The sequence below is a fragment of the Chloroflexota bacterium genome (assembly GCA_023475225.1).
Lineage (GTDB): Bacteria > Chloroflexota > UBA6077 > FW602-bin22 > JAMCVK01 > JAMCVK01.
In genome coordinates, this window is sequence record JAMCVK010000033.1 from 1,767 (window position 1) to 26,102 (window position 24,336).

General features: G+C 56.6%; 22 protein-coding genes. 18 read left to right on the forward strand and 4 right to left on the reverse strand.

The window, feature by feature from the left end:
- Positions 1-207: 207 nt before the first annotated feature.
- The 4 genes from M1136_07625 to M1136_07640 form a co-directional block, all read right to left on the reverse strand.
- A complete protein-coding gene (locus tag M1136_07625; protein MCL5075504.1) occupies positions 208-1,080 on the reverse strand; it encodes an ABC transporter permease in 873 nt (290 codons plus the stop codon).
- 64 nt (positions 1,081-1,144) lie between these two features.
- Positions 1,145-2,062 (reverse strand): ABC transporter permease, encoded by a 918-nt coding sequence (locus tag M1136_07630; protein MCL5075505.1) that lies wholly within the window; start codon positions 2,060-2,062, stop codon positions 1,145-1,147.
- A 127-nt stretch (positions 2,063-2,189) separates the two neighbouring features.
- Positions 2,190-3,776 carry an ABC transporter substrate-binding protein gene (locus tag M1136_07635; protein ID MCL5075506.1) on the reverse strand — a complete coding sequence of 529 codons (1,587 nt, stop codon included), beginning with the start codon at positions 3,774-3,776 and terminating at the stop codon, positions 2,190-2,192.
- A gap of 105 nt (positions 3,777-3,881) precedes the next feature.
- Positions 3,882-5,042 (reverse strand): queuosine salvage family protein, encoded by a 1,161-nt coding sequence (locus tag M1136_07640; protein MCL5075507.1) that lies wholly within the window; start codon positions 5,040-5,042, stop codon positions 3,882-3,884.
- Between the two features lie 112 nt (positions 5,043-5,154).
- Here M1136_07640 and M1136_07645 point away from each other — a divergent pair, with 112 nt between their 5' ends.
- The 18 genes from M1136_07645 (at position 5,155) to ftcD (ending at position 24,322) form a co-directional block, all read left to right on the forward strand.
- Entirely contained in the window at positions 5,155-5,859 is a 705-nt protein-coding gene (locus M1136_07645; protein ID MCL5075508.1) for a FadR family transcriptional regulator, read from the forward strand.
- A 264-nt stretch (positions 5,860-6,123) separates the two neighbouring features.
- A complete protein-coding gene (locus M1136_07650) occupies positions 6,124-6,711 on the forward strand; it encodes an ECF transporter S component (GenBank protein ID MCL5075509.1) in 588 nt (195 codons plus the stop codon).
- A gap of 272 nt (positions 6,712-6,983) precedes the next feature.
- Positions 6,984-8,702 (forward strand): energy-coupling factor transporter ATPase, encoded by a 1,719-nt coding sequence (locus M1136_07655; protein ID MCL5075510.1) that lies wholly within the window; start codon positions 6,984-6,986, stop codon positions 8,700-8,702.
- Positions 8,703-8,723: 21 nt separating this feature from the next.
- Positions 8,724-9,539, forward strand: coding sequence for an energy-coupling factor transporter transmembrane protein EcfT (locus tag M1136_07660; protein MCL5075511.1), 816 nt, complete (start codon positions 8,724-8,726; stop codon positions 9,537-9,539).
- 26 nt (positions 9,540-9,565) lie between these two features.
- On the forward strand, positions 9,566-10,330 hold the full coding sequence (locus M1136_07665) for an SDR family oxidoreductase (protein ID MCL5075512.1): 765 nt from the start codon (positions 9,566-9,568) through the stop codon (positions 10,328-10,330).
- Between the two features lie 7 nt (positions 10,331-10,337).
- Positions 10,338-11,717, forward strand: coding sequence for an amidohydrolase family protein (locus M1136_07670; protein ID MCL5075513.1), 1,380 nt, complete (start codon positions 10,338-10,340; stop codon positions 11,715-11,717).
- Between the two features lie 19 nt (positions 11,718-11,736).
- Entirely contained in the window at positions 11,737-12,480 is a 744-nt protein-coding gene (locus tag M1136_07675) for a 4Fe-4S binding protein (protein MCL5075514.1), read from the forward strand.
- Complete coding sequence (locus tag M1136_07680) at positions 12,477-13,127, forward strand: hypothetical protein (protein ID MCL5075515.1); 651 nt, start codon at positions 12,477-12,479, stop codon at positions 13,125-13,127. The genes M1136_07675 and M1136_07680 overlap by 4 nt, the downstream gene beginning before the upstream one ends.
- Positions 13,120-14,199 carry a zinc-binding dehydrogenase gene (locus M1136_07685; GenBank protein ID MCL5075516.1) on the forward strand — a complete coding sequence of 360 codons (1,080 nt, stop codon included), beginning with the start codon at positions 13,120-13,122 and terminating at the stop codon, positions 14,197-14,199. The genes M1136_07680 and M1136_07685 overlap by 8 nt, the downstream gene beginning before the upstream one ends.
- 19 nt (positions 14,200-14,218) lie before the next feature.
- Positions 14,219-15,787, forward strand: coding sequence for an acyl-CoA synthetase FdrA (gene fdrA, locus M1136_07690; protein MCL5075517.1), 1,569 nt, complete (start codon positions 14,219-14,221; stop codon positions 15,785-15,787).
- 2 nt (positions 15,788-15,789) lie between these two features.
- A complete protein-coding gene (locus M1136_07695) occupies positions 15,790-17,223 on the forward strand; it encodes a DUF1116 domain-containing protein (protein MCL5075518.1) in 1,434 nt (477 codons plus the stop codon).
- A gap of 13 nt (positions 17,224-17,236) precedes the next feature.
- Positions 17,237-18,337, forward strand: a complete 1,101-nt coding sequence (locus M1136_07700; GenBank protein ID MCL5075519.1) for a M42 family peptidase — start codon at positions 17,237-17,239, stop codon at positions 18,335-18,337.
- A gap of 118 nt (positions 18,338-18,455) precedes the next feature.
- Positions 18,456-19,274 carry a MerR family transcriptional regulator gene (locus M1136_07705; protein MCL5075520.1) on the forward strand — a complete coding sequence of 273 codons (819 nt, stop codon included), beginning with the start codon at positions 18,456-18,458 and terminating at the stop codon, positions 19,272-19,274.
- 198 nt (positions 19,275-19,472) lie between these two features.
- Positions 19,473-20,042 carry a histidine kinase gene (locus tag M1136_07710; protein ID MCL5075521.1) on the forward strand — a complete coding sequence of 190 codons (570 nt, stop codon included), beginning with the start codon at positions 19,473-19,475 and terminating at the stop codon, positions 20,040-20,042.
- A gap of 97 nt (positions 20,043-20,139) precedes the next feature.
- On the forward strand, positions 20,140-21,855 hold the full coding sequence (locus M1136_07715) for an energy-coupling factor transporter ATPase (GenBank protein ID MCL5075522.1): 1,716 nt from the start codon (positions 20,140-20,142) through the stop codon (positions 21,853-21,855).
- Positions 21,852-22,655 (forward strand): energy-coupling factor transporter transmembrane protein EcfT, encoded by an 804-nt coding sequence (locus M1136_07720; GenBank protein MCL5075523.1) that lies wholly within the window; start codon positions 21,852-21,854, stop codon positions 22,653-22,655. The genes M1136_07715 and M1136_07720 overlap by 4 nt, the downstream gene beginning before the upstream one ends.
- Before the next feature lie 118 nt (positions 22,656-22,773).
- Positions 22,774-23,376, forward strand: coding sequence for a cysteine hydrolase (locus tag M1136_07725; protein ID MCL5075524.1), 603 nt, complete (start codon positions 22,774-22,776; stop codon positions 23,374-23,376).
- The gene (ftcD, locus tag M1136_07730) at positions 23,369-24,322 is read left to right on the forward strand and encodes a glutamate formimidoyltransferase (protein ID MCL5075525.1); all 954 of its coding nucleotides are present in this window, start codon (positions 23,369-23,371) and stop codon (positions 24,320-24,322) included. The genes M1136_07725 and ftcD overlap by 8 nt, the downstream gene beginning before the upstream one ends.
- Positions 24,323-24,336: the final 14 nt, after the last annotated feature.

Here is a 24,336-nt window from a genome sequence, read left to right on the forward strand (position 1 = left end):
TCATCACTATATGATAGCGTCATCTCGCTGTCAAGCAGCCGAACCGACTTATAAACCGAAAGGGGCAATATTGGGGAATCGCTTGGGCAATGATTCCCAGTAAGACAAGGGTCATTGTCGCCACCGAAGGTGCGACCGAGGTGAAGTTTGCCGTCCCCGCCAACAGTCGCAGAGCGTGTGTAACTGCCTTAAGCCTTCCCCTGAGGACTAGAGGCGACCGGCCAGTCGCGGGTCGAGGGCATCACGCAGAAAGTCACCCAGCACGTTAATGCTTAAAGCGGTGATGGCCAGGGCAAGTCCTGGCCAGGTAGCCAGCCACCACGAGGTCGTTAAGTAGTCCCGCCCCTCCCCTAGCATATTGCCCCAGCTGGCTGTGGGCGGCTGCACGCCCAGCCCCAGGAAGCCCAGAGCGGACTCCAGCAGGATGACATTGGCCACCTCAATGGAAGCCACAACGGCCAGGATACCCAGGACATTGGGTAGTACGTGGACAGTCAGGATGCGCCTGTCCGAGGCACCAGCGGCGCGGGCTGCCAGCACGAACTCCCGCTCTCGCAGTGAGAGCACCTCAGAGCGAATCACACGGGCGTACACCACCCACCCAGTCACACCGATAACAGCGATCACGTTCCGTATGCCGGGGCCAACCACACTGACAACGGCGATGACCAGTAGGATGAATGGGATGGCCAGCTGTCCATCAGCCAGACGCATGAGGATCTGATCGGCCCAACCTCCGAAGTAGCCGCTCACTGTCCCAGCAACAAGCCCCAGGAAGCCAGAGACGGCGACAGCAGCGAAGCCGACCAGGAGCGAGACCTGTGCACCCCAGATAATACGACTGAGGATATCGCGTCCCAGCTGGTCAGTGCCCAGGAGAAAGGCCCTCTGAGCACCCTCTTGCCAGAAGGGTGGCAACAGGCGGTGTGCCAGGTCCTGCTCCAGCGGGTCATGGGGTGCTACAAGGGGTGCAAGAACAGCTATCGCTATGATCACAGCCAGGATCAACAGGGAGCCTAAGGCTGGCCAGTCGCGTGCTAGGCGCCTGGCTACCTGCCCGACCAGGCCGCGCTGGCGCACCGGGCGCTCCCAGGCTACTACTGAGATAGAAGCGGTTTGTGCGGATATCCCGTTGATCGGCATGCTACCCAAGTCGGATCCTCGGATCGAGATAGGCGTAGAGGAGATCGACTACCAGGTTGATGATCAGGAAGATGGTAGCGAAGAACAGCACGATTGCCTGCACCAGCGGATAGTCACGCTGATAGACGGCGTCCAATAGCAGCCGTCCCACGCCCGGCCAGGCGAAGACCGTCTCGGTGATGATGGCCCCACCCAGGATAAGCCCAAAACTTAACCCGATGACCGTGATCACTGGCAAGAGAGCGTTGCGCATGGCATGGGCCAGGATGACGCTCCGTTCCCTCAGCCCCTTGCCTCGGGCAGTACGGACATAGTCTTGTCCGAGTACTTCCAGCATGCTCGAGCGCAACACGCGGGAGATGCGCGCTGTTGGCCACAGGCCAAGTGTGACGCCTGGAAGAACCAGGTGCTTCAGGCTGCCACCCCCGGCAGCTGGCAGCCAATGCAGCTGAACGGCGAAGACGATGATCAGCATGATGCCCACCCAGTAAGCGGGCAGTGCCTGCCCTAACAGGGCGATGCCGCGCACCGCATGGTCCAGCAGCGAGCCCTGCTTGGTCGCAGAGATGATACCAGCGGGGAAGGCTATGATCAGGGCGAATAGGATGGCGGCTAGGGCCAGCTGAGCGGTGGCCGGCAGGCGCTCCACGATCACTGTTAGCGCTGGCTGATGGAAGCGGAGCGACTCGCCCAGATCACCCCGCATGGCCTTCCACAGAAAGTCCCCGTACTGCACAAGTAGAGGGCGGTCGAGCCCAAGCCGGTGGCGGAACTCTTCCACATCAGCCTGGGTGGCCTCTATGGGAAGCATAAGACGCACCGGGTCACCCGAAAGCCGCGTGACCACAAAGACAACCATGGACACAACCAGCAACGTGACCAGCGAGTACACTAGGCGCTGGGCCAGATATCTACCCATCCTTGACCCCTGCATGACCGCCCTCGCCCCATCGCGGGGGTCTCCCACCGGACCAAAGGCTAACTATTGCCCTGGGCCGGTGGGAAACACCGAGCGGCTATGAACTTAAACCGCCGAAGCCAGCTCCCTAGAAGGAAGCATCCCAAAGATAGATGAGCTCATGGGGGGTTGGCTTCCACTTGAGCGCCTTGTTCACCCCATAGATGTCCTTCTGGTCGTGGGTGAAGATCCATGGCGCCAGGTCCTGGACGAAGACCTCCATCTCCTGGTAGAGCTTGACGCGCTTGTCACGATCCATCGTGGCCTCTGCCTGCTCGATCATGGCGTCCAGCTTGGGATCGGTCACAGAGAATGGCCATGGCCCCTTGGAGTACAGAAAAAGCCTATACATAGAATAGGGCGCACCATCAGGGTTGGTGGTACCAATCATGCTCATGCCCGAGTACTCACCCTTGGACCAAGTGCCAAAAAACGTGCTATACTCGGCCGTCAAGAGACTAGTCTTGATACCCACCTTGCCCAGCTGGCTCCCGATGGCCTGGGCCACCTCCACGTCCTTCATCCAGCGGCCTGTCGGGTGATGGAAGTCGACCGCGAAACCGTCCCCCCAGCCGGCCTCCTTCAGAAGAGCCTTGGCCTTGTCCGGGTCGTAGGGATAAGGCTTGACGTTGGGGTTATATCCCTCAATTAGCGGCGAGATGGTTGCCGGTGCCACGACGGCATAGCCACCCAGGATGGTTTTGACGATGGTCTCCTTGTCGACGGCGTAGTTCATTGCCTGGCGAACACGCTTGTCGCTGAGAGGTGGCCCCTTGCGCCCATCAATCATGATGGGGATACGGCGCAGGCTGGCGACCGTGGCCAGGCGCAGTTTCTCACTGGCCTCGATAATCTTGGCCTGTTCCACCGGAACGTTGACGATGATGTCTGCCTGCCCGGCCTGGAGCATGGCCACGCGGGCCGACGCTTCAGGTGCTGCTTTGAAGATCACACGCTCAATGGCTGGCTTAGGACCCCAGTAGTTCGGGTTGACCTCCAGCGTGACGCGCTCACCCCGCACGTATTCCACCAGCTTATACGGGCCGGTACCTACGGGCTTAGCGCCGAATTCCTTCTTCACCTGGAGGATGTCTGGGGGGAAGACCCAGAACCGGGTTAGAACGTTAGGGAAATAGGGCTCCGGCTTTTTGGTCTTGACTTTGATGGTCGAAGGATTGACTACCTCCAAGCTCTCCCAGTTGGCAAAGAAGGTTCGGGCAGGCGTTTCCTTATCCGTCATGTAGTCAAAGCTTGCCTTGGCCGCCGCGGCATCACAGGTCCGGCCGTCGTGAAACTTCACCCCCTCCCGGAGTTTGACCTCCCAGGTCAGGTCGTCTAGCGGTTTCCAGGAAATGGCCAGGCGTGGCAGCACCTTCAAGTCGTGATCCAGGTGAGAGAGGGTATCCATAAGGTTCTGTGCGGGGTTAAAGACGTGGATCATAAGACCCATTGCCGGATCCAGGTGGGGTTTCGAGGCCATATGGACGACGATGACCTCTTTCTTGAGCGGCACGGCTGGTGCGCGGGTCGGTGTGGGCGTTGGCGGTGTGGGTGCTGGAGGGCCGGCGCAGGCCGCAGCAGCCAGGCCAGCGGCTCCGGCCAGGGTTAACTTCAGCATCTCACGCCGACTGATGAGGCGGGAACCGGACGACTCTTCTTCGTTGTTGACTCCCATTTATTGTACCTCCTTGTATACTGCGGTGGGTAACCGCAACTAGTCTCCCGCAGGAGAGCGACACGACCATCGTCGAAAAAGTAGTGTTTCCACCGAGACCAGACCTCAGTAGCGGGTGGTGAGCACCAGTGGCCACCGCAAAGACATAAGCGCGTTGTCACGGGTAAAAGCGCGACAGCTTGGCCGGTAGGTGCAAGCCACCTCGGTGTCTGAGGCGCCGCTATGACAAGGCCGGCAGCCAGCAGCGCCGGCCAACCAACACAACGAATCCAGCAGCGCCATGGGGAAGCCAGTGCGCTGGTGCAGGGCGCGGAAGACCCACACGGTAAAAGCGCGGAACTCCCGCTCCATGCTCGACCCCGGCGGGATAAGGCTCCGTGCCACCAGTGTGTCAGCTAGCACCTGATCTGGCTCCAGCACCCCCAGGCGCATGAAGAAGAAGGGGATATAATAGTCGGCCGCCCCTTCCAGGTGGTCTAAGTCGGCGAAGTCGGTAACTGCCGCGTACTCGGCGGAGGTTTCGAGACCGATATCCCGCCGCTCCACGAGCATCTTGGTGAAAATCATGGGGAGTTTGGCAAAGGGCCAGTCGCCGAAGCTCAGCGGGAAGTGCGTCAGCATGATTTGGATCAGCCCTTGACCATCAGGGCGAAAGAGCTGACCACCAGCCTGATGGAGGAGGTTGATCACCTGCCCACCGAAGAGCTCACGAAGGACACGTCCGGTCTCGCGGTACTTGTCCAGACGAGAGCCGACCATCTGAATAGTGGTGGTGCCAGTGGCTTCGTCGCGGTATAAATGTTCCACGTCGCTGCTGCTGATCTGCGCCAGGTAGTCAGCGTCCAGCACTGGCATGCCCTCAGCCAACGCCCACATGTGACAGGCGCATATGGCCTCGAAACCCCACCTGGGCACACCACCAACCTGGGCCTGCCAGGCCACCACGTCGCCGTCCTGGCTACGTGTCCAGATGACGAAGCTCTGGGTTGAGACAACGAAGAGGAACTGAAGGGTGTCGGCATCGTTCGTGGCTGGTACGGTGCCCGGGTGCCTGGCCGGGTCAATCCAAAAGGGAGGGCGCAGGCTACCTTGGGTAACGGAGCGGAAATCTGCGGCGAGGCGATTCAAAGCCGTTTCATTGGAGCGAAGATGGCGTGCTGAGGCGACGATGTTATCGATCTCTTCCCAGAGGGCGGCATGGCTGAAAGTGTTCAATATGTCCCCTCTCTTGCGACTGGTATGTTGGTCATACCAGTAGTATAGCATAAATTCCTCCCCATTGTCAATCTCTTCGGCAACTGTATTGACGATTGAGGGTTTCTATGATATAATACTGGTATGACTAACATACCAGTATCGAATCCCATAGGGGGATGCCTTGTTTCGGCCAGTACCCAATGTGCGACTCTCTGATAGCGCAGCCCGGCAGATCCTGGAACTCATAAAAGAGGGCGAACTCAAAATCGGCGACCAGCTCCCTGCCCAACGAGAGCTGGTAAATCAATTGGAGGTCAGCCGCACCGCCCTCCGCGAGGGGGTTCGTACCCTTGAGGCCATAGGCATGCTGAAAACTATCCCCGGCCGCGGCACCTTTGTGCACAGTGTTACCCCCTTATCCTCGGTCGCCTCCTCCCTTGCCCTCTGGCTCTTGGAACACAAGCAGGAAGTTATGGATGTCCTGGATGTCCGAGAGGCCATAGAATCCAAGGCGGCCCAGCTGGCCGCCGAAAGGGCTACGCCCGCTCAGATCGAAGCCATGGAGTCCTGTCTGAGCGAAATGCAGCGGTGTGCGCAAGAAGAGGACCTGAAAGGTGTAACTCAGCTAGACGCCCGCTTTCACGGTCTGCTCAGCCAGTCCACCCAGAACGCCTTCCTCATCGGTCTGACCAATAGCATCACTGAAGCCATCGCGCACAGCCGTAGCGCCATTTTCGAATTGCCTGGTCGTCCCCTCAAGTCCTTGAGTGAACATTGGGAGATCCTGCGGGCCATTCAACGGCGCGATGCGAAAGGGGCCATCGAGGCTATGCTGATACATCTGCAGGATGTCAAGCGGGAGATCTTGGAAATGCGTTCTCCATGAGTGGTTGGTTATCGTGGTATGGTTGGAGGCCCTGTTATGGCCTTCTGCCCCGATGTCATCGGTCGTTCCCCTTGGTAGGGCTGGTGATATCGGTCAAAGAAGTGCAGGAGGAAGGGAGAAAGGGGGTGGGATAGAAAGAGATTAAATCGATAGGTGGGTGGGTGATTTTCCAATCATAATATGATTACGACGAGGAAGTATGAGAGACTGACAACGCGGGGTCAACTAAAGTCTTGACGATCCATTTCGACAAGGAGGTATGATATGTCAAGGACGCCTTCAGGGGAAAGGAGAATATCGTTCCGTTATTCGGTAGCGGAAATCGTGCTACTGGCTGTTCTAGGTGTGGTGTTTGGGGTCGCCAACGTGTTCTTCGGAGCGCTGCCTCAGTGGGGTGGGGCGCTGCTGGGGCCACTATTCGCCGGCCTGCTCGGCGGGTTTGTGCAGATCAGTCAGGTCTTGGGTGGCTATATCGTTCGCCGCCCCCTTGCAGCCACGCTAACCATGATGATTAATGTGACAACGCAGTTTCTGGCAGGCAACCCAGCGGGGATCATCCTGTTCCCGTTTGGAGCTGCACAGGGCCTCGGCGCGGAGGTCGTCTTCGCGAGTACGCTCTATCGCAACTTCACCTTGCCCATCATGTTGCTGGCGGGTGGGATGGCCAGTGTTGGCTCACAGCTGATGTTCATCGTGTTCTTCAGATGGGATCCGACCACTGGCCCGTATATTGCCTCCGTGGGCATCGCTCTCGTGGCCGGCATTATCGAAGCTGGCTTGCCTGCTTGGCTGCTGGCCAAGGGACTGGAGCGCACCGGTCTAATCGCAAACATCATGCGGCAGAGCGCGTAGTCGCCTCTCGGTTGCAGGCACCTTTCGATACCTGTCAGTCAGCAGTAGAATGGTCGGCACAAACGTCGTGGGGGGAGGGTGCGCCACGCCGTGATTCGTGGACGAGGGGTCTTAGAAAAGCGTAGCGTGGTGGCCCTCCCACCAAGTTGTGCTACACTGCGAGATACTTTGTTGAGCTGGGGAGGATGATCTCTGGCTGCGATCGGTATTGCCTGCCCCAAGCGTTGGGGCGGAGGCAGGAAGGGTTTTTGTGTCACTAGAAGGGGGTCATTTTGAGTGTTGTAATCGAAATAAGTGGACTGAACTACAGTTACCCGGGCACGGACTTGCAAGTTCTGAAGGACATCAACCTGACCGTTGAAGATGGCGAATTCGTATTATTGGTTGGCCCTTCAGGGTCTGGCAAGAGCACACTGTTACAAACTCTTAACGGTATCATCCCCAAAGTAAAGGGTGGCCAGCTTTCTGGGCGCATTGTAGTCAACGGGCTTGATGTAGCGGAGCATGAAATCGCCAGGATGGCTGAACATATCAGCATGGTGTTTCAGGATCCAGAAAGCCAGCTTACTAGCGTGTTTGTTCTGGATGAGGTTGCCTTCGGTCCCGAGAACTTTAAGCTCGAACGTGCAGAGATCCTCAGGCGCGTCGACTCAGCACTGCATTATGTTGGTCTGCCAAACACGCATGACCGATATGTCTACGAGCTATCCGGTGGACAGCAGCAGAGGCTGGCGATCAGTTCAGTGCTGGCGATCGACTCCAAGGTCCTGGTTCTTGATGACCCGACGGCCAACCTTGATCCAGTCGGCACCGCTGAGGTGTTGAATGTGTTGAAGCACTTACGTGAGGAAGGGCGAACGGTCATTCTGGCCACCCACTGGCTGGATGAGTTCATTCATCTGGCGACTAAGCTGATCGTGCTTGATGATGGAGCTGTTTTCGCTTGCGGCGAACCGCGTGAAGTGCTCGATAAGTACGGCGCTGCGTTGGCGGAAGAAATGGGTATCTGGGTGCCAGAACTCGTAGAGGTTGAGATGGCCCTTCGTAGGAAGAGGGGTGTTGCCAATGGTGTGGTGCCGCTTACGGTTGAAGAAGCCCTTGAGAAATATAAGACATTCAGCTTTGACCCCACCAGATTTGAGCCTTTGATACGCCCTCGTGAGGGGAATGGAGGCTACATTTTAGAAGGTACCAACTTGGCCTTCACCTATCCCGACGGGACCAATGCTTTGTACGACATCTCATTTAAGGTCAAGGACAGAAGTCTGACCGGCATCCTGGGTCCCAATGGGGCTGGCAAGAGCACACTTGCTTCTATCATAGTTGGCCTGCAAAGACTCAGAGAAGGTCAATTAACATTTCGAGGCGAGAGTGTCAAAGATATGAACGTCGACCAGTTGGCGCGACGTATGGGTTTTGTTTTTCAGAATCCCGAGCACCAGTTCGTACGCGACACTGTACGCGATGAGATCGCCTATAGCCTTGAGGTGCTGGGTAAGTCGCCTGAGGAGATTCAGTCCGGTGTTGATGAAATGTTGACTTTGCTGAAGCTCAAGCACCTTGAACATCGACACCCCTTTGGGCTTAGCGGCGGTGAGAAGCGCCGTCTAAGCGTAGCTGTTATGCTGGTTTCGCACCCCGAACTCCTGATTCTGGATGAGCCCACCTATGGTCAGGATCGCAACCACGTTCGTAATATCATGAAACTAGTTCAAGCCCAGCTTGACCGGGGTGTGACTGTACTCATTATCACCCACCAGATGCGTTTGATAGAGGAATACGTCGAAGATGTGTTGATTCTAAACTCGGGTAGGGTGCTGTACCAAGGCCCACCTGAGGACATGTTCGCCCATCTTGGGGATCAACGGGACGTAACCCTTAGGGAGCCACATCTACAACGCCTAATCAGGCACCTAAGGACTCTAGGCAAGGATATTCACCCTCACACGCGCACTGTCCAGGAGCTCGTAGACCAGATTGTGTTAATTTAGTACAGAGAGGAGTAATCTGTCATGAGAATAACCGATCACATTGCGTTGCATTACCTGCGTAAGGACTCACCGGTCCACGATATGGATGCCTTGAGCAAGTTATTTGTGGTGATCGTGATTAGCTTTGCGCTGTACATGTTCCAAACGCCATGGCAACTTGCCCTCTACTTGCTGTTGCTATTTGGGATTGCCCTTTTTTTGGTCCGCGTTGAACCGCTCACCGTCTTCTTCACTTTTGCCATCTTCATCATATTTGGTTCCTTCGTGTTCTTTTTCCAACTGTTGGGACATCCCGAGGGCAATGCCTATCTAGTCTTAGGACCCATCCGGATCACGAACTGGGGCTTGTATAATGCCGGAATATTCCTGTTTCGCATGTCGAGCATTGGTTGCGCGGCGTTATTGTATCTGTGGACCACCAAGCCCAAGGACTTCGTGGTTGGGCTGATCAAGTTGGGTGTGCCGTATCGCTTTGGCTTTGCCGTGCTGGTTGCGCTGCGGTTCCTGCCACTCATCAACGATGAGGTGCGCAAGGTACGCGACGCGCACACTATCCGTGGCGTACCGCTTGGCTCGGGCGTTAGCAGCGTGGCCGAGCGCTGGATGCGTTACCTCTTTCCGGTACTGGCCAGCGGTATGCGCAAGGCTGAGACGGCTGCTATGGCTATGGAGAGTCGCGGATTCGGCCTGTATTCTGGCCGCTCCTACATAAATCCATTCCAGTGGACACGGTCTGGCCTTGCACTACTAGGCTTTGTGATTGTAATGACAATTGTGCTGGGAGCCCTAGGCGGCTTCCAATACATGCAGCCACGCTACGATCAGATAATTCGATAGCAATCTATTAGTGAAGGAGGTTTCCCATGCGATTAGAAGGCGATGTCGCTATTGTGACTGGAGGGGCATCAGGTATCGGCCGAGCCATTGCTATTCTCTTCTCCCGTGAGGGGGCTAAGGTGGTGGTAGCCGACTTGCAGGAGCACTCTCGACTCCCTTCAGAAGTACCCACTACAGCCGAGGCTATCTCCCAGGCTGGAGGCCAGGCCATCTTCGTCCGCACTGATGTACGCAAGGCTGGAGATATCGATCGACTGGTGCAGACCACCCTGGACACTTACGGCCAGGTGAGTATACTGGTGAACAGCGCCGGTGTGTTTGTTCGTAACCCCATCACTGAGGTCTCTGAAGAGGAATGGGACAATGTGCTCTCCATAAACCTGAAGGGCTATTTCCTCGCCTGCCGGCGGGTGATCCCAGAGATGCTGAAGCAGGGCGGGGGGAAAATTATCAACATCTCCTCCATCCACGGGCTGCTGGGTACCGGCATAGCCACCACCTACTGTGCCTCCAAGGGTGGGGTGGAGAACTTAACTAGACAACTGGCGGTGGACTACGCCCGCAAGGGGATCTATGTCAACGCTATAGCCCCGGGCACGATCAAAACGGCCATGTCCAAGCCCTTCCGCGAGACGCCGGAGATATTGCAGGAATATCTCTCCCGCACCTTGCTGCCCCGCTTGGGAGAGCCAGAGGATGTGGCCTATGCGGCCCTATTCCTGGCCAGCCATGAGTCAGACTTCGTGGTTGGCCACACCCTCGTGGTGGATGGCGGCTGGACTATCTGGTGAGGAATGAGTGGTGTACGATCTTGCCATTAACAATGGTCTGGTAGTCAACGCTGACGGCCAATTCCAGGCCAGTATCGGCATCCGCAATGGAGTCATCGCCACGATTAGCAGCACCGAGTTGCCTGCCCAAGGGGTCATCGACGCCGCAGGCAAGCTGGTCATGCCCGGCGTCATCGATGCCCACGCCCATTTCGACCTGCAACAAGGACAAGGGCCTGATGCCGCCCGTACCTGTGATGATTATGTCAGCGGCCCTCGGGCGGCAGCCTGTAGCGGTGTTACTACCTTTATCGACTTCGCCATCCAGAAGCAGGGCCAGCCAGCGCGTCGCGAGCTGGAGGGGCGCATCGCCCGGGCGAAGGAGGGCTCCGGCATCGATTTCTCCTTCCACGCCGGCATAACTGACGCCTCGGACGAGACCCTGTCGGAGCTAGCCTCTATTATGGAGATGGGGGTGCCCTCCTTTAAGTTTTTCCTGACCTATAGGAGATGGGGTTTCGCGGTGGATCTGGGCTTCCTCTACGCCGCTATGGCCGAGATTCGTAAGAAGGATGGTGTCGTGGCCATCCATGGCGAACACGATGAGATCGTGGAGTACTTGCGCGAGATGTATCATCGTCAGGGGAAGCGAGAGATGATTTACCATTCTCTCAGCCGCCCCGATTTCAGCGAGGAGATCTGCTTCCAGGAAGCCATCCCGCTGGCGCGAGAGACCGGGGTGAAGCTCTACTTGGTACATGTTTCTACCGAGAAGGGATTGCGGGCTATCACTGCTGCCCGATGGGAAGGCGTCAGGGTGTACGCTGAGACCTGCCCCCATTACCTGGCCTTCACCGCTGAGGTCTACCGCCAGGAGGATGGTGTCCTCTACACCATGACCCCACCGCTGCGCCCTCCGGGAAATAGAGAGGCTCTCTGGCAGGGAGTGGTGGATGGACGCATCGATGTGGTGGCAGCCGATCACAATAGCTTCTCCCGCCAGCTCAAGCCCAAGTCCAGCAGTTATATGGATGTAGCCCCAGGGGTGGCCAGCACGCCGACACTATTGCCTTATCTCTACACGACGGGGGTGGCCGAGGGGCGCATCAGTCCCTCAAGGCTGGTGGAGTTGCTCTGCGCTAACCCGGCTCGCATCTACGGGGTGCCCAACAAGGGGGTCATCGCTGTGGGTTACGATGCTGATATCAACATCATTGACCCTCAGGCTGAGTTCATCGTGCGGGGCGAGGAGATGGACTTGGGAGAGGGGGGATATACCATCTTCGAGGGCTGGACCATGCGTGGCCGCCCGGAAATGACCATCTCTCGTGGCCAGGTGGTGGCCGAAAAAGGCCGGTTCGTGGGTCAGATAGGACGTGGCCGCTTTATCGAACGTGGCTTCGTATAATCGTTTAGGAGGAAGTCCTGTGATCATCGACCAAGATAAATGCACCCGTTGTATCCAATGTATGCCCTATTGCCCTGTGGGGGCTATCGTTGTAGACAAGGTTAACAAGAATATAGTTATTGATCTGGATAGCTGTGTGGAGTGTGGCACATGCTTGAGGGTGGACATCTGCCCCGAGGATGCCCTGGTGCAACAGTCCCTTACCTGGCCTCGCACTATCCGCAGCGCCCTTAGTAATCCCCTGGTAGTGCATCGGGACACGCGCATCCCCGGTCGGGGCACCGAGGAAATGAAGACCAACGATGTCACTGGACGGTATGGACCGGGCGTGGTGGGGATGGCCCTGGAAATGGGGCGGCCGGGAACCTCGACCAGCTTCCACGATATACAGCGGGTTACCCAAGCCCTGGCTGCCTTAGACATCGATTTCGAGCTCCAGAATCCCCTGACTATGCTTATGACTGACAGGGATAGGGGCACCTTCGACCCTGAGATCCTGGACGAACGGGTACTATCAGCTATTATCGAGTTCGATATCCCTTTGAGGGGAATACCAGAAGTCATGGCCGTGATACAGCAGGTGGCCCAGGAGATCAGCACGGTCTTCAGCCTGAACATCTGTGGGCTGGTGGAGCGGGATGGCAGACAGCCCTCGCTAGGGATATTGATGGCTTTGGGCATACAGCCCTCGCTTAATGGCAAGACCAACGTCGGGTTGGGGCGACCAGCCTTTGATTTCTATGCTAAAAGAGGTGAGGGATGAGTCACACCTTACACCGCCAAGGAATGGCAGAGAACCTGACCAACGATTATATCGTCTTCGCCATGTCGGCTAAAGGCATCAACGAGAAGGGGTCAGCTGTTAAGCTTCGCCGCTTTCTGCAGATGGCTATGGAACATAGCCCCATCAATTTTGGTGATATGAAGACGGGCAATCGCTTCACTCACAGTCTTGAGGAGATTATGGATGGCATTCAGGACGTCTCCATCGTCCACGCTGTTTTTACAGACCTTGACCCGGTAGTAGCGCTACTGCGTGAGCTGAAGGAGGACGATCTCGGGGTATCGGTAGTGGTGACAGGGCTGGTGGAACCCGTGGCTGAGTCTTGCCAGCGGGCAGGATTGCAACCCCACACTGTGGAATACTCCCTGGGCATTTGGGGACAGACAGGGTTACTTCCAGAGCCTTGGGTACTGGAGATCAGTACCATGTGCGGGCATGGCCAGGTGGCTTTCGATCTGGTGCGGAGGCTGGTGCGCCAGGTGGAGCGTGGCCGGATGACCGCCGCTGAGGCTGTGATGGAGCTGGCCCGGCCCTGCGTCTGTGGCGTCTTCAACACCGAGAGGGCCAGGCTCCTCATTGAGCGGATGTGCGCCCAACCCGCTACAGGAGAGAGCAGAGGTGGCTAACAAGTCCAAGGCGGCCGTTTTGGAAGCGCCCCGCAAGATGGTACTTCGCCAGTTTCCTCTCCCCCAGATTGGGGATAGGGATTTTCTGCTCAAGGTGGAGCTGGTCTCTATCTGTGGTGGCGATCCCATAGAGTATGAGGGCCGTAACGTCAAAACCCACTATCCCTTGATTCTGGGCCACGAGATGGTGGGCACGGTAGTGGAGGTGGGAGAGCATGCTGCCCGACGATACGGCATCCAGGTAGGCGACCGAGTCAATGTGGAGCCTTATATCCTCTGTGGGGAGTGCCGCTACTGTCTCACGGGATACTATCAATTCTGCGAGCGCTCCAGCGTCTACGGCGTCAACATCTCCTGCGCTGAGCCTCCCTATCTCTGGGGTGCCTACGCTGAGTATATGTACGGTGCCCCCGGATCAAGGGTTCACAAGCTGGACCCTCAGGTACCTTTGGAGGCTGGGGTGATGACCTCCGTATTGGGCAATGGCGTGCGCTGGATACGCACCTTGGGAAAAGTGCGTTTTGGGGAGTCGGTAGTGGTGGTGGGTCCAGGGGCGCAGGGGATGGCTACGGTTATCGCGGCTAAGGAGTCTGGGGCAGCGCCAGTGATCGTTGTCGGGCGTACCCGAAACCCGGCCAAATGGGATCTAATCCGGGAATTCGGGGCAGATCATCTAGTGGACCTGGCACGGGAAGTGGATCCTATCGGAGTTGTCTCAGATATCCTGGGGGGACAGCTGGCCGACGTAGTGGTGGAGTGCAGCGGCGCGGCGGAGATGATGCAGCTGGGCCTGGAGCTGGCCCGTCCTGTAGGACGATACGTACTGACCGGCACCTGTGGCTACGAAAAAGTGTCCCTGATTACTGATCTCATCGTCTTCAAAGAGTTGCAGATCCTGGGCGGGTTAGGGCAATCCTGGGATACGGAAGTAGCGGCGCGCCTCATCAACAGCCGTCGCTATGCTATCGAGAAGATGATCACTCATGTTTTCCCCCTGGAGCGTGCCGACGAGGCGATACGTTTCTTCATGGAGAAGCGAGGCGAAGTGATTCGCGTGGCCATCAAGCCCTAATGATGCCGGAGAGATAAAATTGCCTGTCAAAGATCTGATCAAGCACGATACTTATCAAGACTCCGTATTCCTTATGCGGCTGGCCCAAGAAATATCCCAAATGGAAGGAGTGCAGGTGGCCTCAGCCCTTATGGCCACGCCGCAGAACAAAGAAGTATTGAAAAATACATCGCTGTTGACGCCAGATGCAGAGAGGGCAGGACCCAATGACTTAGTCATAGTGGTGGCAGCCACATCAGCAACCATAGCCGAGGAGGCGCTGAGACGTGCTGAGGAACGCCTGGTCACCATTCAGGTGCCTGCCCGGGAGACAGGAATGGCGACCGTGCTGCCGCGCAACCTGGATGGTGCCTTACGACGCTGGCCTCAGGCCAATCTGGTGTCTATCTCCACACCAGGGCCGTATGCTGCGGCCGAGGCCCTCAAGGCCTTAAAGAGGGGATTACATGTTTTCCTTTTCAGCGATAACGTCTCACTGGAGGACGAATTGATGCTGAAGCGAAGGGCTCAGGAGTCTGATTTATTGGTGATGGGGCCCGATTGTGGCACGGCTATTATTCGGGGTGTTCCCCTGGGCTTCGCTAACGCCGTACGGCGGGGAACTATAGGACTGGTGGCTGCCTCAGGCAGTGGACTACAGGAGGTGACCTCCCTCATCCACAACTGGGGAGGGGGCGTCTCCCAGGCTATTGGGACAGGCAGCCGCGATCTACACGGGGAGATCGGGGGCATCAGCATGCGCATGGGCATCGACGCTCTACAGGAGGATGATGATACGAAGGTGCTGGTCCTGCTTTCCAAGCCCCCTGAGCCCCGCGTAGCCTCGGCCATCTTGGATCATATTGCCACAGCCTGCATCTCCGTAGTAGTCTGCTTCCTGGGCGGGGACCCCGCCGATATTCAAGCCAGGGACGCTTTGGCAGCTACTACTCTGGAGGAGGCAGCCTGGCTCGCCGTCTGCCTGAGTCAGGGCTGGGATATGACCTCTCCACTGCCGTCGGAAGACCTCTCGGACACAGCGGCTGCCCAGCGTAGGGGGTTCTCGCCGGAACAGAGGTATATTAGCGGTCTATTCTCTGGGGGCACTCTCTGCTATGAGGCCATGCTCATCCTGCAGCGGGTGGGCCGTATTCCTTACTCTAACGTTCCCCTGAGGCCAGAATGGGCCTGGTCGCCCTCCAGACCAGTAGCCAGCGATCTGATTCTGGATCTGGGCAGCGATGAGTTCACGGTGGGGCGGCCTCACCCTATGATTGACTTCCGCACACGTCTCGCCTATCTGAAGGGAGCTGGGCAAGACCCTCAGGTGAGGGTCATATTGCTGGATGTTATCTTAGGGTATGGTGCTCATCCAGATCCAGCGGGCGAACTGGCGCCGGCCATTGCGGACGCTAAAGATCGCGCCGGCGCTGAAGGCCGCTCGTTGGCGATCGTGGCCTCGATCTGTGGAACAGACGACGATCCGCAAGGGTTCCTGGCCCAAAAAGAGAAACTGCAACGAGCAGGTGCAGTGATCGCTCCAACCAGTGCCCAGGCAGCGCGGTTGGCGGTGGCGATAGCTGTCGACGATGGGGCAGGCGGAGTATGAGGATGTCCAAAATGCAGCAACTTCTATCCGACAAACCCCGGCTGATCAACATCGGACTGAGATCCTTTGCTGACGGAGCCAGGCAGAGGGGAGCGGAGGTCTTCCCTCTGGATTGGCGCCCGCCGGGGCGGGGGGACGCCTATCTAGCCCGTCTGGTGGCTCTTTTGGCCGACGATGATGCTGGACCAGGCGCAGCCGTGGCCGCGGCTAACCGGATAGCCCTCCAGAGGCTCAGCGAGTCCCAGCCCGTCTGGGTGGATGTCCAACCTGCCCGCCAGGCCCTGGCTGATATGGACGACCATACCATCCTGCACGCCGGTCCACTCGTGGCCTGGGAGGATATGTGCGGCCCCATGCGAGGTGGCATCATCGGTGCCCTCATTTATGAGGGACTGGCCGGTGACCCCAAGGAGGCCAAGGCGCTAGCCGGCAGCGGTCAGGTGCAGCTCGCCCCCTGTCATTCTCGCTATGCTGTGGGACCCATGGCCGGGATAATCTCTCCCTCTATGCCTGTCGTTGTGGTGCGCAACGAGGCTTATGGCAATGTGGCCTTCGCCACCCTGAATGAAGGTTGGGGCCGAACCCTCCGCTTCGGTGCTTATGATGAGGCAGTAATGGCCCGACTCAAGTGGATGGAGCAAACACTGGCGCCAGCCCTGAAGAAAGCCATCAAGCATCTGGGTGGTATCAATGTCAAGAGCATCACCGCCCGAGCCCTACAGATGGGAGATGAATGTCATAATCGGGACCTGGCAGCTACGGCGCTGCTCTTCAAAGAGCTTGCCCCTGCCCTGGCGGCGGTCAACCTGCGGGGAGGGGTCCTGCGAGAAGTACTGCATTTCCTGTCCCAACAGGAACACTTTTTCCTCAACATCTCTATGGCTGCCTGTAAAGCCAGCCTCCACGCTGCTGCAGGGCTCAGCAACAGCACTCTAGTCACTGTTGTAGCCCGCAATGGGGTGGAGGTGGGTATACAGGTGAGCTGTAGCGGCGAGCGCTGGTACACGGCCCCGGCCACCATACCCCTGGGCCTTTTCTTCCCTGGCTATTCTGAGGGTGATGCCAATCCTGATCTAGGCGACAGCGCTATCTCAGAAACGGCTGGTATTGGTGCCTTCGCTATGGGCGCGGCCCCGGCTATCGTCCAGTTCGTGGGCGGCACCCCTGAGGATGCCCTGCGCTTTACCTTAGAGATGTATGAGATAACGTTGGGCGAGAACCCTCACTATGCGCTTCCACCATTATCTTTTCGTGGCACCCCCACCGGCATAGATATCCGCAGGGTAGTGGAGACGGGCATAGCCCCAGTGGTCAACACCGGTATCGCCCATAAGGAATCCGGCCACGGTCTAGTGGGAGCAGGGATCGTGCCTGTGCCCCTGGAATGTTTCGAGAAGGCATTGCGGGGCGTGGCTGAGGCCATGAATGTCCACTAGAGGAGGACAGGCGATGAAAGCGAATCTGTATGATCTCCTAAACGAGCTAACACGCATTCCAGCTGTATCCGGAGCCGAACAGGGTGTGGTCACCTACTTGAAGTGTGCCTTCGCAGAGTCGGCTGACGAGGTACAGGTTGACCCCATGGGCAACCTTACAGTCACACTCAAGGGGTTCGCCCAGGGACCACGGGCGATGCTGGTAGCCCACGCTGATGAGGTGGGTGGCATAGTGCGGACCATACTCCCCAACGGCTACCTCCGCTTCCAGATCCTGGGTTTCGTAAGCGATAGCATCTTGCCCGCCAGTCGGGTCTTGATCGGAGGGGAAGTCCCCGGAGTCATAGGTGCGCAAACAGCCTATCTGGAGGATCCCGCGGACAAGGATCGGGTCAAAACTATAGCAGAGCTCTTCATAGACGTTGGTGCTCATAGTGAGGAGGAAGCCCGTCGCTGGGGGATTCGCGAGGGCGATCCGCTGACCTTCGTCGGCGAGCTTTTCCGCATGAAGGATCCGGACCGAGTTTGTGGCAAGGCCATCGACAATCGCATCGGCTGCGCGCTACTTATCGCCCTGTTCCAGCTGCTGGCGGGAAAAGAGCTACCGCTTAGCCTTCACGCTGTGGTCACAGTGCAGGAGGAGACGACCATGAGCGGGGCCCAAATGGCCGCTATCACCCTCCGTCCGGACTTCGCTATCGTCGTGGACACCGTTCCGTCTGATGATACCCCAGCGGTATGGCCACCCGACCAGCCCGCCCTCATTCTGGGAAAGGGCCCGGTGATCCAACTGGCAGAAGGAGTGCGGCCAGCCTATGTAGGCACCTTGGCCCACCCGGGCATCAAACGGCTGATCATCGATACCGCTGAGACCCATCATATCCCCTATCAATTATCGGCCATGTATGGCTACTGGACCACCGATGCGGCCCGCATACACCCTCAGGCGGGAGGGATACCCACTGGTTTCATCTCCGTGCCTCGGCGCTACGCCCACTCCCCTGTTGAAGTGCTGGACCTCAACGATGCTGTCTACGCCTTGCAGCTCCTGGAGGCCCTCGTGCTGCGAGCTGATATCCGCGATTATCTCCACTTCATATCCCCAGAAAAGTAGCCTGGCGCATAGTTTCTAAGGCTTAAAAAAGGGTAAAATCAGAGCCATAAGTACTTGACTTTTGTCCAAAATCTATGTATAATGTAAGTAAGATTAGTTATAATTAGGGTATCTACAGATGGAGGGTCAGGCGGTGGGATTCTTCACCATCGGGGAGGTGGGGAGAATGGTGGGTGTAAGTCAGTCTACATTGCGCCTCTGGGAGCAGAGGGGGTTGCTTAAGCCCGCTCGCCGCAACGGTAACCACCGCCTTTATTCCCCTGACGACATTAACCTCCTGAAGAAGATAAAGTATCTTGTCCGCGCAGAGGGGTTGAACCTGGCCGGTGTGCGTCACACGTTGAAGCAGGAGGGAGAACCATTGCCTGCTGTCGAGCCGACGGCCGCTCATGTCGCTGGCATTGGAGCTAAACTGCGGACCCTGCGCACGGAGCGCAAGCTCACCTTAGCCGATGTTTCCAGGCTTACAGGTCTATCGATCACCTTTCTCAGCCGCGTTGAGACCTCCAAAGCGAAGATCTCTGTGTCCACACTTCAGAAGCTGGCCGTCTTTTACCAGAAAAACCTTCTCTATTTCTTTGAGGGGCTGAGTGTAGCTGGGGCTGCTTTGATTCGGGCTGAGGAGCGACGCGTTCTGGAAACCTCAGAGCGGGCGGTGAAGATGGAGCTACTCGTAGGCGTCCCGGAGTTCGTGATGGAGCCGATACTTTTCACCGTTAAGCCTGGAGGCGGTAGCGAGGGTTCATACTCCCATGAGGGTGAGGAATTTCTCTTCATGCTAGAAGGTTGCCTGGAGATGTGGTTGGATGAAGCCGAACGATATGTATTGAAGCCCGGCGACAGCTTGTACTTCCGCAGTACGCTTGCTCACCGCTGGAAGAACAGCGGGCAAAAGGATGCGGTGATCCTATGGGTGAACACACCACCTACGTTCTGAGAAGTACAAGATGATCATTTTGCCACCCTTTGGCTGGAAAGGGCACGACTACTGGACAGAGGGTGGAAAGGGGGTGATCATTATGTTTGGCTAGCGATGTCGAAAAGGGTCCCAGGTGTATGTTGATCCTTAGCGCGTATCGTATCGGCCAACTGATGTAGAAATGCCCGAATGGGCGGATGAAAGGAGACAGTAAAGATGGCTACAGAGATGGAAGGTGGAGGGTTGATTCCAAAGCGGATTACTCCCCTCAATTTGATCTTCTTTGCCATTTGGGGAGCATTGACAGGGCTCACCTGGCTACTCACGGCCCCTATCCCTCTGGCCCCTGGTGCTCTTCATTGGCGCATATTTGCCTTTATGCCCCAGGTGATTGGCATCTTCTTTGGGCCTTGGACAGGTTTCGCCTCCGGCTACCTGGGAACGTTAGTCTGGGCTATTCTAGGTGGTTATTTCAATGTGATGTCTCCTGTTACAGATGGCATCGGCTGTGGACTCCAAGGCTTGATACCAGGATTGATGATCAATGCCTTGCTAGAACCGAACGTGGGTGTCGGAAAGATCGTTCTCTGGTCAACGATCAGCGGCGTGATTATGGTCCCCATCGTGGCCGTCGGGATGTATCTGGTTGGGATTGTACCCTTCTGGACAGCGATCTACATCCTGATCATTTCGGATCTGCCACCGATCATTATTGCGACACCGATCGTTGTAAGGGCACTAGCTCCGGCGCTGACGCGGTTAAGCTGGTTGCCTCCCAGGGTCTAAGCGGCTCTTAGTTTCTATGCGCGAGGGTGGTAGTCCATTCCCCATCGCTTAGCTAGGGGAATGGACTACCACCTCAACCGGAGGCTATTGAACAAAGATGTCAAACATAATTGAATTTCACAATGTCGGCTATACGTATCCACGCTCGACGAGGGCTGCTTTACAGGGTGTGGATCTGACGATAGAGGAGGGTGATTTTGTGGCCATCCTGGGCGAGAGCGGCAGTGGCAAAAGCAGTCTGGCCCAATGCGCTGTAGGCATCATTCCACATCTATTGGGTGGCCACTTTAATGGAGAGGTAACCGTGGCTGGCCTGCGGATGATCGAGAGCAGCATCGCCCAATTAGTCGACTTGGTCGGCTATGTGTTCCAAGACGCTGATGCCCAGTTGTTTGGACTGCGTGTGGAGGAGACGATCGCCTTCGGCATGGAGAATATGGGCATGCCCAGGGAACAGATGGTCGCTAAACTCAAGGAGTTGGCCGTTCTTCTCAGGATCGAGCACCTCATGCGTAAGCATACTAGCGAATTATCTGGTGGAGAAAAACAGGCCTGCGCTATCGCCGCCGTTTTGGCTATGGGGCCTGAGGTCATAATTCTGGATGACCCAACCTCTCCTTTGGATCCAGTGGGGAAACAACGCATTCGTGACATAATCCTGGACCTGAACAAGAAGATGGGCAAGACAGTCATTTTGATCGACCGTGAGTCTGATTGGGTAGCCACAGTAGCCAATAAGGTGTGCCTTATGAAGGATGGGCAGCTGGTTCAGATAGGTTCCCCCTCCAGAGTCTTTTCCGATCCAGCTACAGTCGAGGAGACCGGGGTGGCTATGCCCCAATTGGCCGACCTGTATCTGAAACTGAGAGCCAAGGGCTATAACCTGAACGGTCTTTTTCTAACCTACGATGAGGCCAAGGAAACTTTGGCTGAAGCCAGCATCCTGGAGAGGTTGAGATGTGGTAGTGCGGAGATTGCCCACCATAAATTAGGGAAATCGCCCCCCGGGACTGGTAAGCCAATCATCTCACTTAGAAATCTATCGTTTTCTTACGACCATTTTCCAGCCCTGAGAGATATTAACCTGGATGTATTCCCTGGCGAGGTCGTAGCCCTGGTTGGGCAGAATGGTTCAGGGAAGACCACCTTGGCTAAGCACATCATCGGCCTGCTGAAGCCTGGAAGGGGCACTGTACAGGTGATGGGACAGGATGTGGCTAAAGCGAGTACGGCCGAATTGGCCCGCCAGGTCGGGTATGTGTTCCAGAACCCGGATCGCCAATTGTTTGAGGCTACCCTCCTTGATGAGGTAGCTTATGGGCTGAAGATCCAGGGAGATGTCCAGGCAGGAGAAAAAGCGCAGCGTATCCTGGAGTTGTTTGACCTTACCTCCTTGGCCGACGAATCACCCTTCTCCCTATCTATGGGACAAAAACAGCGCATTGCCATCGCCTCAGCGTTGGTGACGGAACCTAACATTCTGATCCTCGATGAGCCTGTGGAGGGGCTTGATGAGCGGAACAGGCGTGTGCTTATCGACCTGATCAGAAAGCTCCATCGGTCTGGTAAGACGATCATTCTTATTTCGCACGATATGAACTTCGTTGCGAAGTGTAGTACACGGGTAGTGATCCTTCAACAGGGTAGAATCCTGGCTGACGGTGAAACGAGGGAGATATTCGCCAATCCGAATCTGTTCGTCGACACTTCCTTGAGGCTCCCCCTGGTAACGGCTCTGGCGCTGGAGGGGGGATGCGCCGGCGTACTCACTGTGGAGGAGTTCGTTAATAACGTGGAGGCAGCGTTGTCATGAGATTAGCTGGCTATATCGAACGACAATCTTTCATTCACCGCCTGGACCCGCGATTGAAGTTATTGGGCACACTGGTCATCTCGATATTGGCCTTGCTTTTTTCCACTCCCCTTTCCTTGGGGCTCCTGTTTCTGGTGCTCCCTGTCGTCTGGTGGTCGGCGAAGATCGGCGACAAGATATTGGACTGGCTGCGAGGGCTCGCGCCCTTGTTCATCATGACCTTTCTTCTCTGGCTCCTCCTGGGCAGCGGCGGACATGCCAAAATGGGTGGGGAGGCTGAGCCCCTGATCAGTCTCTGGGGTGTAATCACCATTTCTTCGTTCAAAATGAAGTACGCCGTAGCTATGGTCATCAGGGTGCTTATCTTGATAACGGTATGTCTCACCTTACTAATGACCACCGATTTCAGCGATATTTTCATAGCCATCAGGAAGATCGGCCTTCCTTACCGGGCCGCATTCCTCTTATCTCTAACCTTCCAGCTGGCGCCCATCCTAGCCGCCGAATTCCTTATGGTGAGGGACGCTCAAAAGGCACGTGGTCAGGAGTTAGATAAAGGGAATCTCATAGAGAGGATTAAGAAGAATGTGGGTGTGACTGTCCCCAGCTTCGTAAGGGCCATCCGGCTTGGCTACGACATGAATATGGCTCTAGAAACGTTTCGCTTCAGTCGGGCAGGATGCAGAACCTTGTACAGGGACATCCAGTTTGCCCTTCGTGATTACATCGTACTGATCCTGATCATGGCCTTGCTGCTATCAGGGCTATGGCTGAGATTGAGGGGATTTGGGGTGGCCTGAGGAGGAGTGTGTAGAGGGGCGAAGTCCCTCTGCTATGGTCAGGTGGGTGTCTTCTGAAGAATCCCCCCCGCTTCTAGCCTTGTAGGAGAGGGGGATCGAGGGGGTAGGACTGTTGCTGATGAACAAGATGGCCGTTCTTGTGATCGATATGCAGCGTGACTTTATCGACGAGGGCGCGCCCATTGAATGCCCTGGTGGACGAGAGGCGATTCCTTATATCCAAAAACTGTTAGCCGCGGCCAGAGCGAGGGGCATTCCGGTGATCTATACCCAGGAGATGCATCGCAAGGAGAAGGTGGACTTTGGGCTAGAATTGGATGGCGAGGAACCAGAGCATTGCCTGGAAGGCACGTCGGGGGTGGAGATCGTCGCTGCCTTAGCCCCTCAAAAGAAAGATTTCATCATCGTCAAGCGGAGGTACAGCGGCTTCTTTGCCACTGACCTGGATATCCTTCTTAAGGGCTTAGGGGTGGATACCTTGATCATCGCTGGGGCCGCTACAGATGTGTGTGTCCGGGCTACGGCCCAGGATGCCCAACAACTGGGATATAAAGTCATCGTTCCCAGAGAGTGTGTCGCCGGCACGAGCAGAGAGCAACATGAAGCGGCTCTGCGGAACATCTCCTACATTTTGGGTAAGGTAATGTCTCTGGGGGATGTGCTCCGGTGGCTACAGTCTGAATCAAGTGATATCCTTACAGGAGTAGAACGACGTGACTAAACTAGTGCAAGCAGTGCCCAATTTCAGTGAGGGTAAACGCGCGGAGGTTGTGGAGCAGATCGTGGACTGCTTCCGAGGGGTGCCCGGCGTGAAATTGATCGATTATTCGTGGGATCCTGATATGAATCGGGCTGTTGTCACTGTTCTCGGCCAACCTGAACCGCTGAAGCAGGCCCTGTTCAATATGACGGCGAGATCGATCTCGTTAATCAATATGCAGGAGCATAATGGGGCTCACCCTTGCATCGGGGCTCAGGATACTATCCCTATCTTTCCCTTCAAGAACATCACCCTCGAGGAGTGCGTGCAACTGGCGGGGGTGATCGGGCGAGAGATCTATGAGAAGCTACATGTTCCTGTCTACTTCTCCGGCGCTAATGCCCGCACGGAGGAACGCAGACGTCTGGAAAATATTCGGCAGGGCAATTATAATGGCCTTAAACAGGACGTCGCTCAGGGGAGGCGCCTCCCCGATTTAGGCGATAGGCTGCACCCCACAGCGGGAGCGGTGATCGTGAGTGCTAGCACCCTGCCCTTAGTTGCCTTCAATGTTATTTTAGGGACAAGTGACCTGTCCATAGCCAAAAAGATCGCTCGGATCGTGCGTGGCCCCAGCGGTGGCTTTAGTACGGTGCGGGCGATCGGACTAAGGTATGAGGCGCGGAATCAAGTGGGGGTGTCAATGAATATGTTCGACTATGTGGCCACCCCCCTCTATCGTGTCTTCGAGGTGGTCAAGATGGAGGCGGAACGCTACAGCGTGCCGGTGATTGGCAGCGAGATCGTCGGAGTAGTCCCGCAGGAGGCGTTGATCAACTCCCTCGAGTACTTCCTCAAACTGGAGGGCTTCAAGCGTAGCCAGATATTAGAGAACCACCTTTTGGACCTGCCGGAGGAGATTGGGGAGGGTCAAGCAGACCTGCTTACCCCCCGAGCAAGGCGATAAAGATCAGCTGTGCT

Coding starts and splice junctions, on each gene's coding strand:
- M1136_07630 (MCL5075505.1), bottom strand. CDS start 2,062: ATGGGTAGATATCTGGCCCAGCGCCTAGTGTACTCGCTGGTCACGTTG.
- M1136_07635 (MCL5075506.1), bottom strand. CDS start 3,776: ATGGGAGTCAACAACGAAGAAGAGTCGTCCGGTTCCCGCCTCATCAGT.
- M1136_07640 (MCL5075507.1), bottom strand. CDS start 5,042: ATGCTATACTACTGGTATGACCAACATACCAGTCGCAAGAGAGGGGAC.
- M1136_07650 (MCL5075509.1), top strand. CDS start 6,124: ATGTCAAGGACGCCTTCAGGGGAAAGGAGAATATCGTTCCGTTATTCG.
- M1136_07660 (MCL5075511.1), top strand. CDS start 8,724: ATGAGAATAACCGATCACATTGCGTTGCATTACCTGCGTAAGGACTCA.
- M1136_07665 (MCL5075512.1), top strand. CDS start 9,566: ATGCGATTAGAAGGCGATGTCGCTATTGTGACTGGAGGGGCATCAGGT.
- M1136_07680 (MCL5075515.1), top strand. CDS start 12,477: ATGAGTCACACCTTACACCGCCAAGGAATGGCAGAGAACCTGACCAAC.
- M1136_07695 (MCL5075518.1), top strand. CDS start 15,790: ATGTCCAAAATGCAGCAACTTCTATCCGACAAACCCCGGCTGATCAAC.
- M1136_07700 (MCL5075519.1), top strand. CDS start 17,237: ATGAAAGCGAATCTGTATGATCTCCTAAACGAGCTAACACGCATTCCA.
- M1136_07705 (MCL5075520.1), top strand. CDS start 18,456: ATGGAGGGTCAGGCGGTGGGATTCTTCACCATCGGGGAGGTGGGGAGA.
- M1136_07710 (MCL5075521.1), top strand. CDS start 19,473: ATGGCTACAGAGATGGAAGGTGGAGGGTTGATTCCAAAGCGGATTACT.
- M1136_07715 (MCL5075522.1), top strand. CDS start 20,140: ATGTCAAACATAATTGAATTTCACAATGTCGGCTATACGTATCCACGC.
- M1136_07720 (MCL5075523.1), top strand. CDS start 21,852: ATGAGATTAGCTGGCTATATCGAACGACAATCTTTCATTCACCGCCTG.
- M1136_07725 (MCL5075524.1), top strand. CDS start 22,774: ATGAACAAGATGGCCGTTCTTGTGATCGATATGCAGCGTGACTTTATC.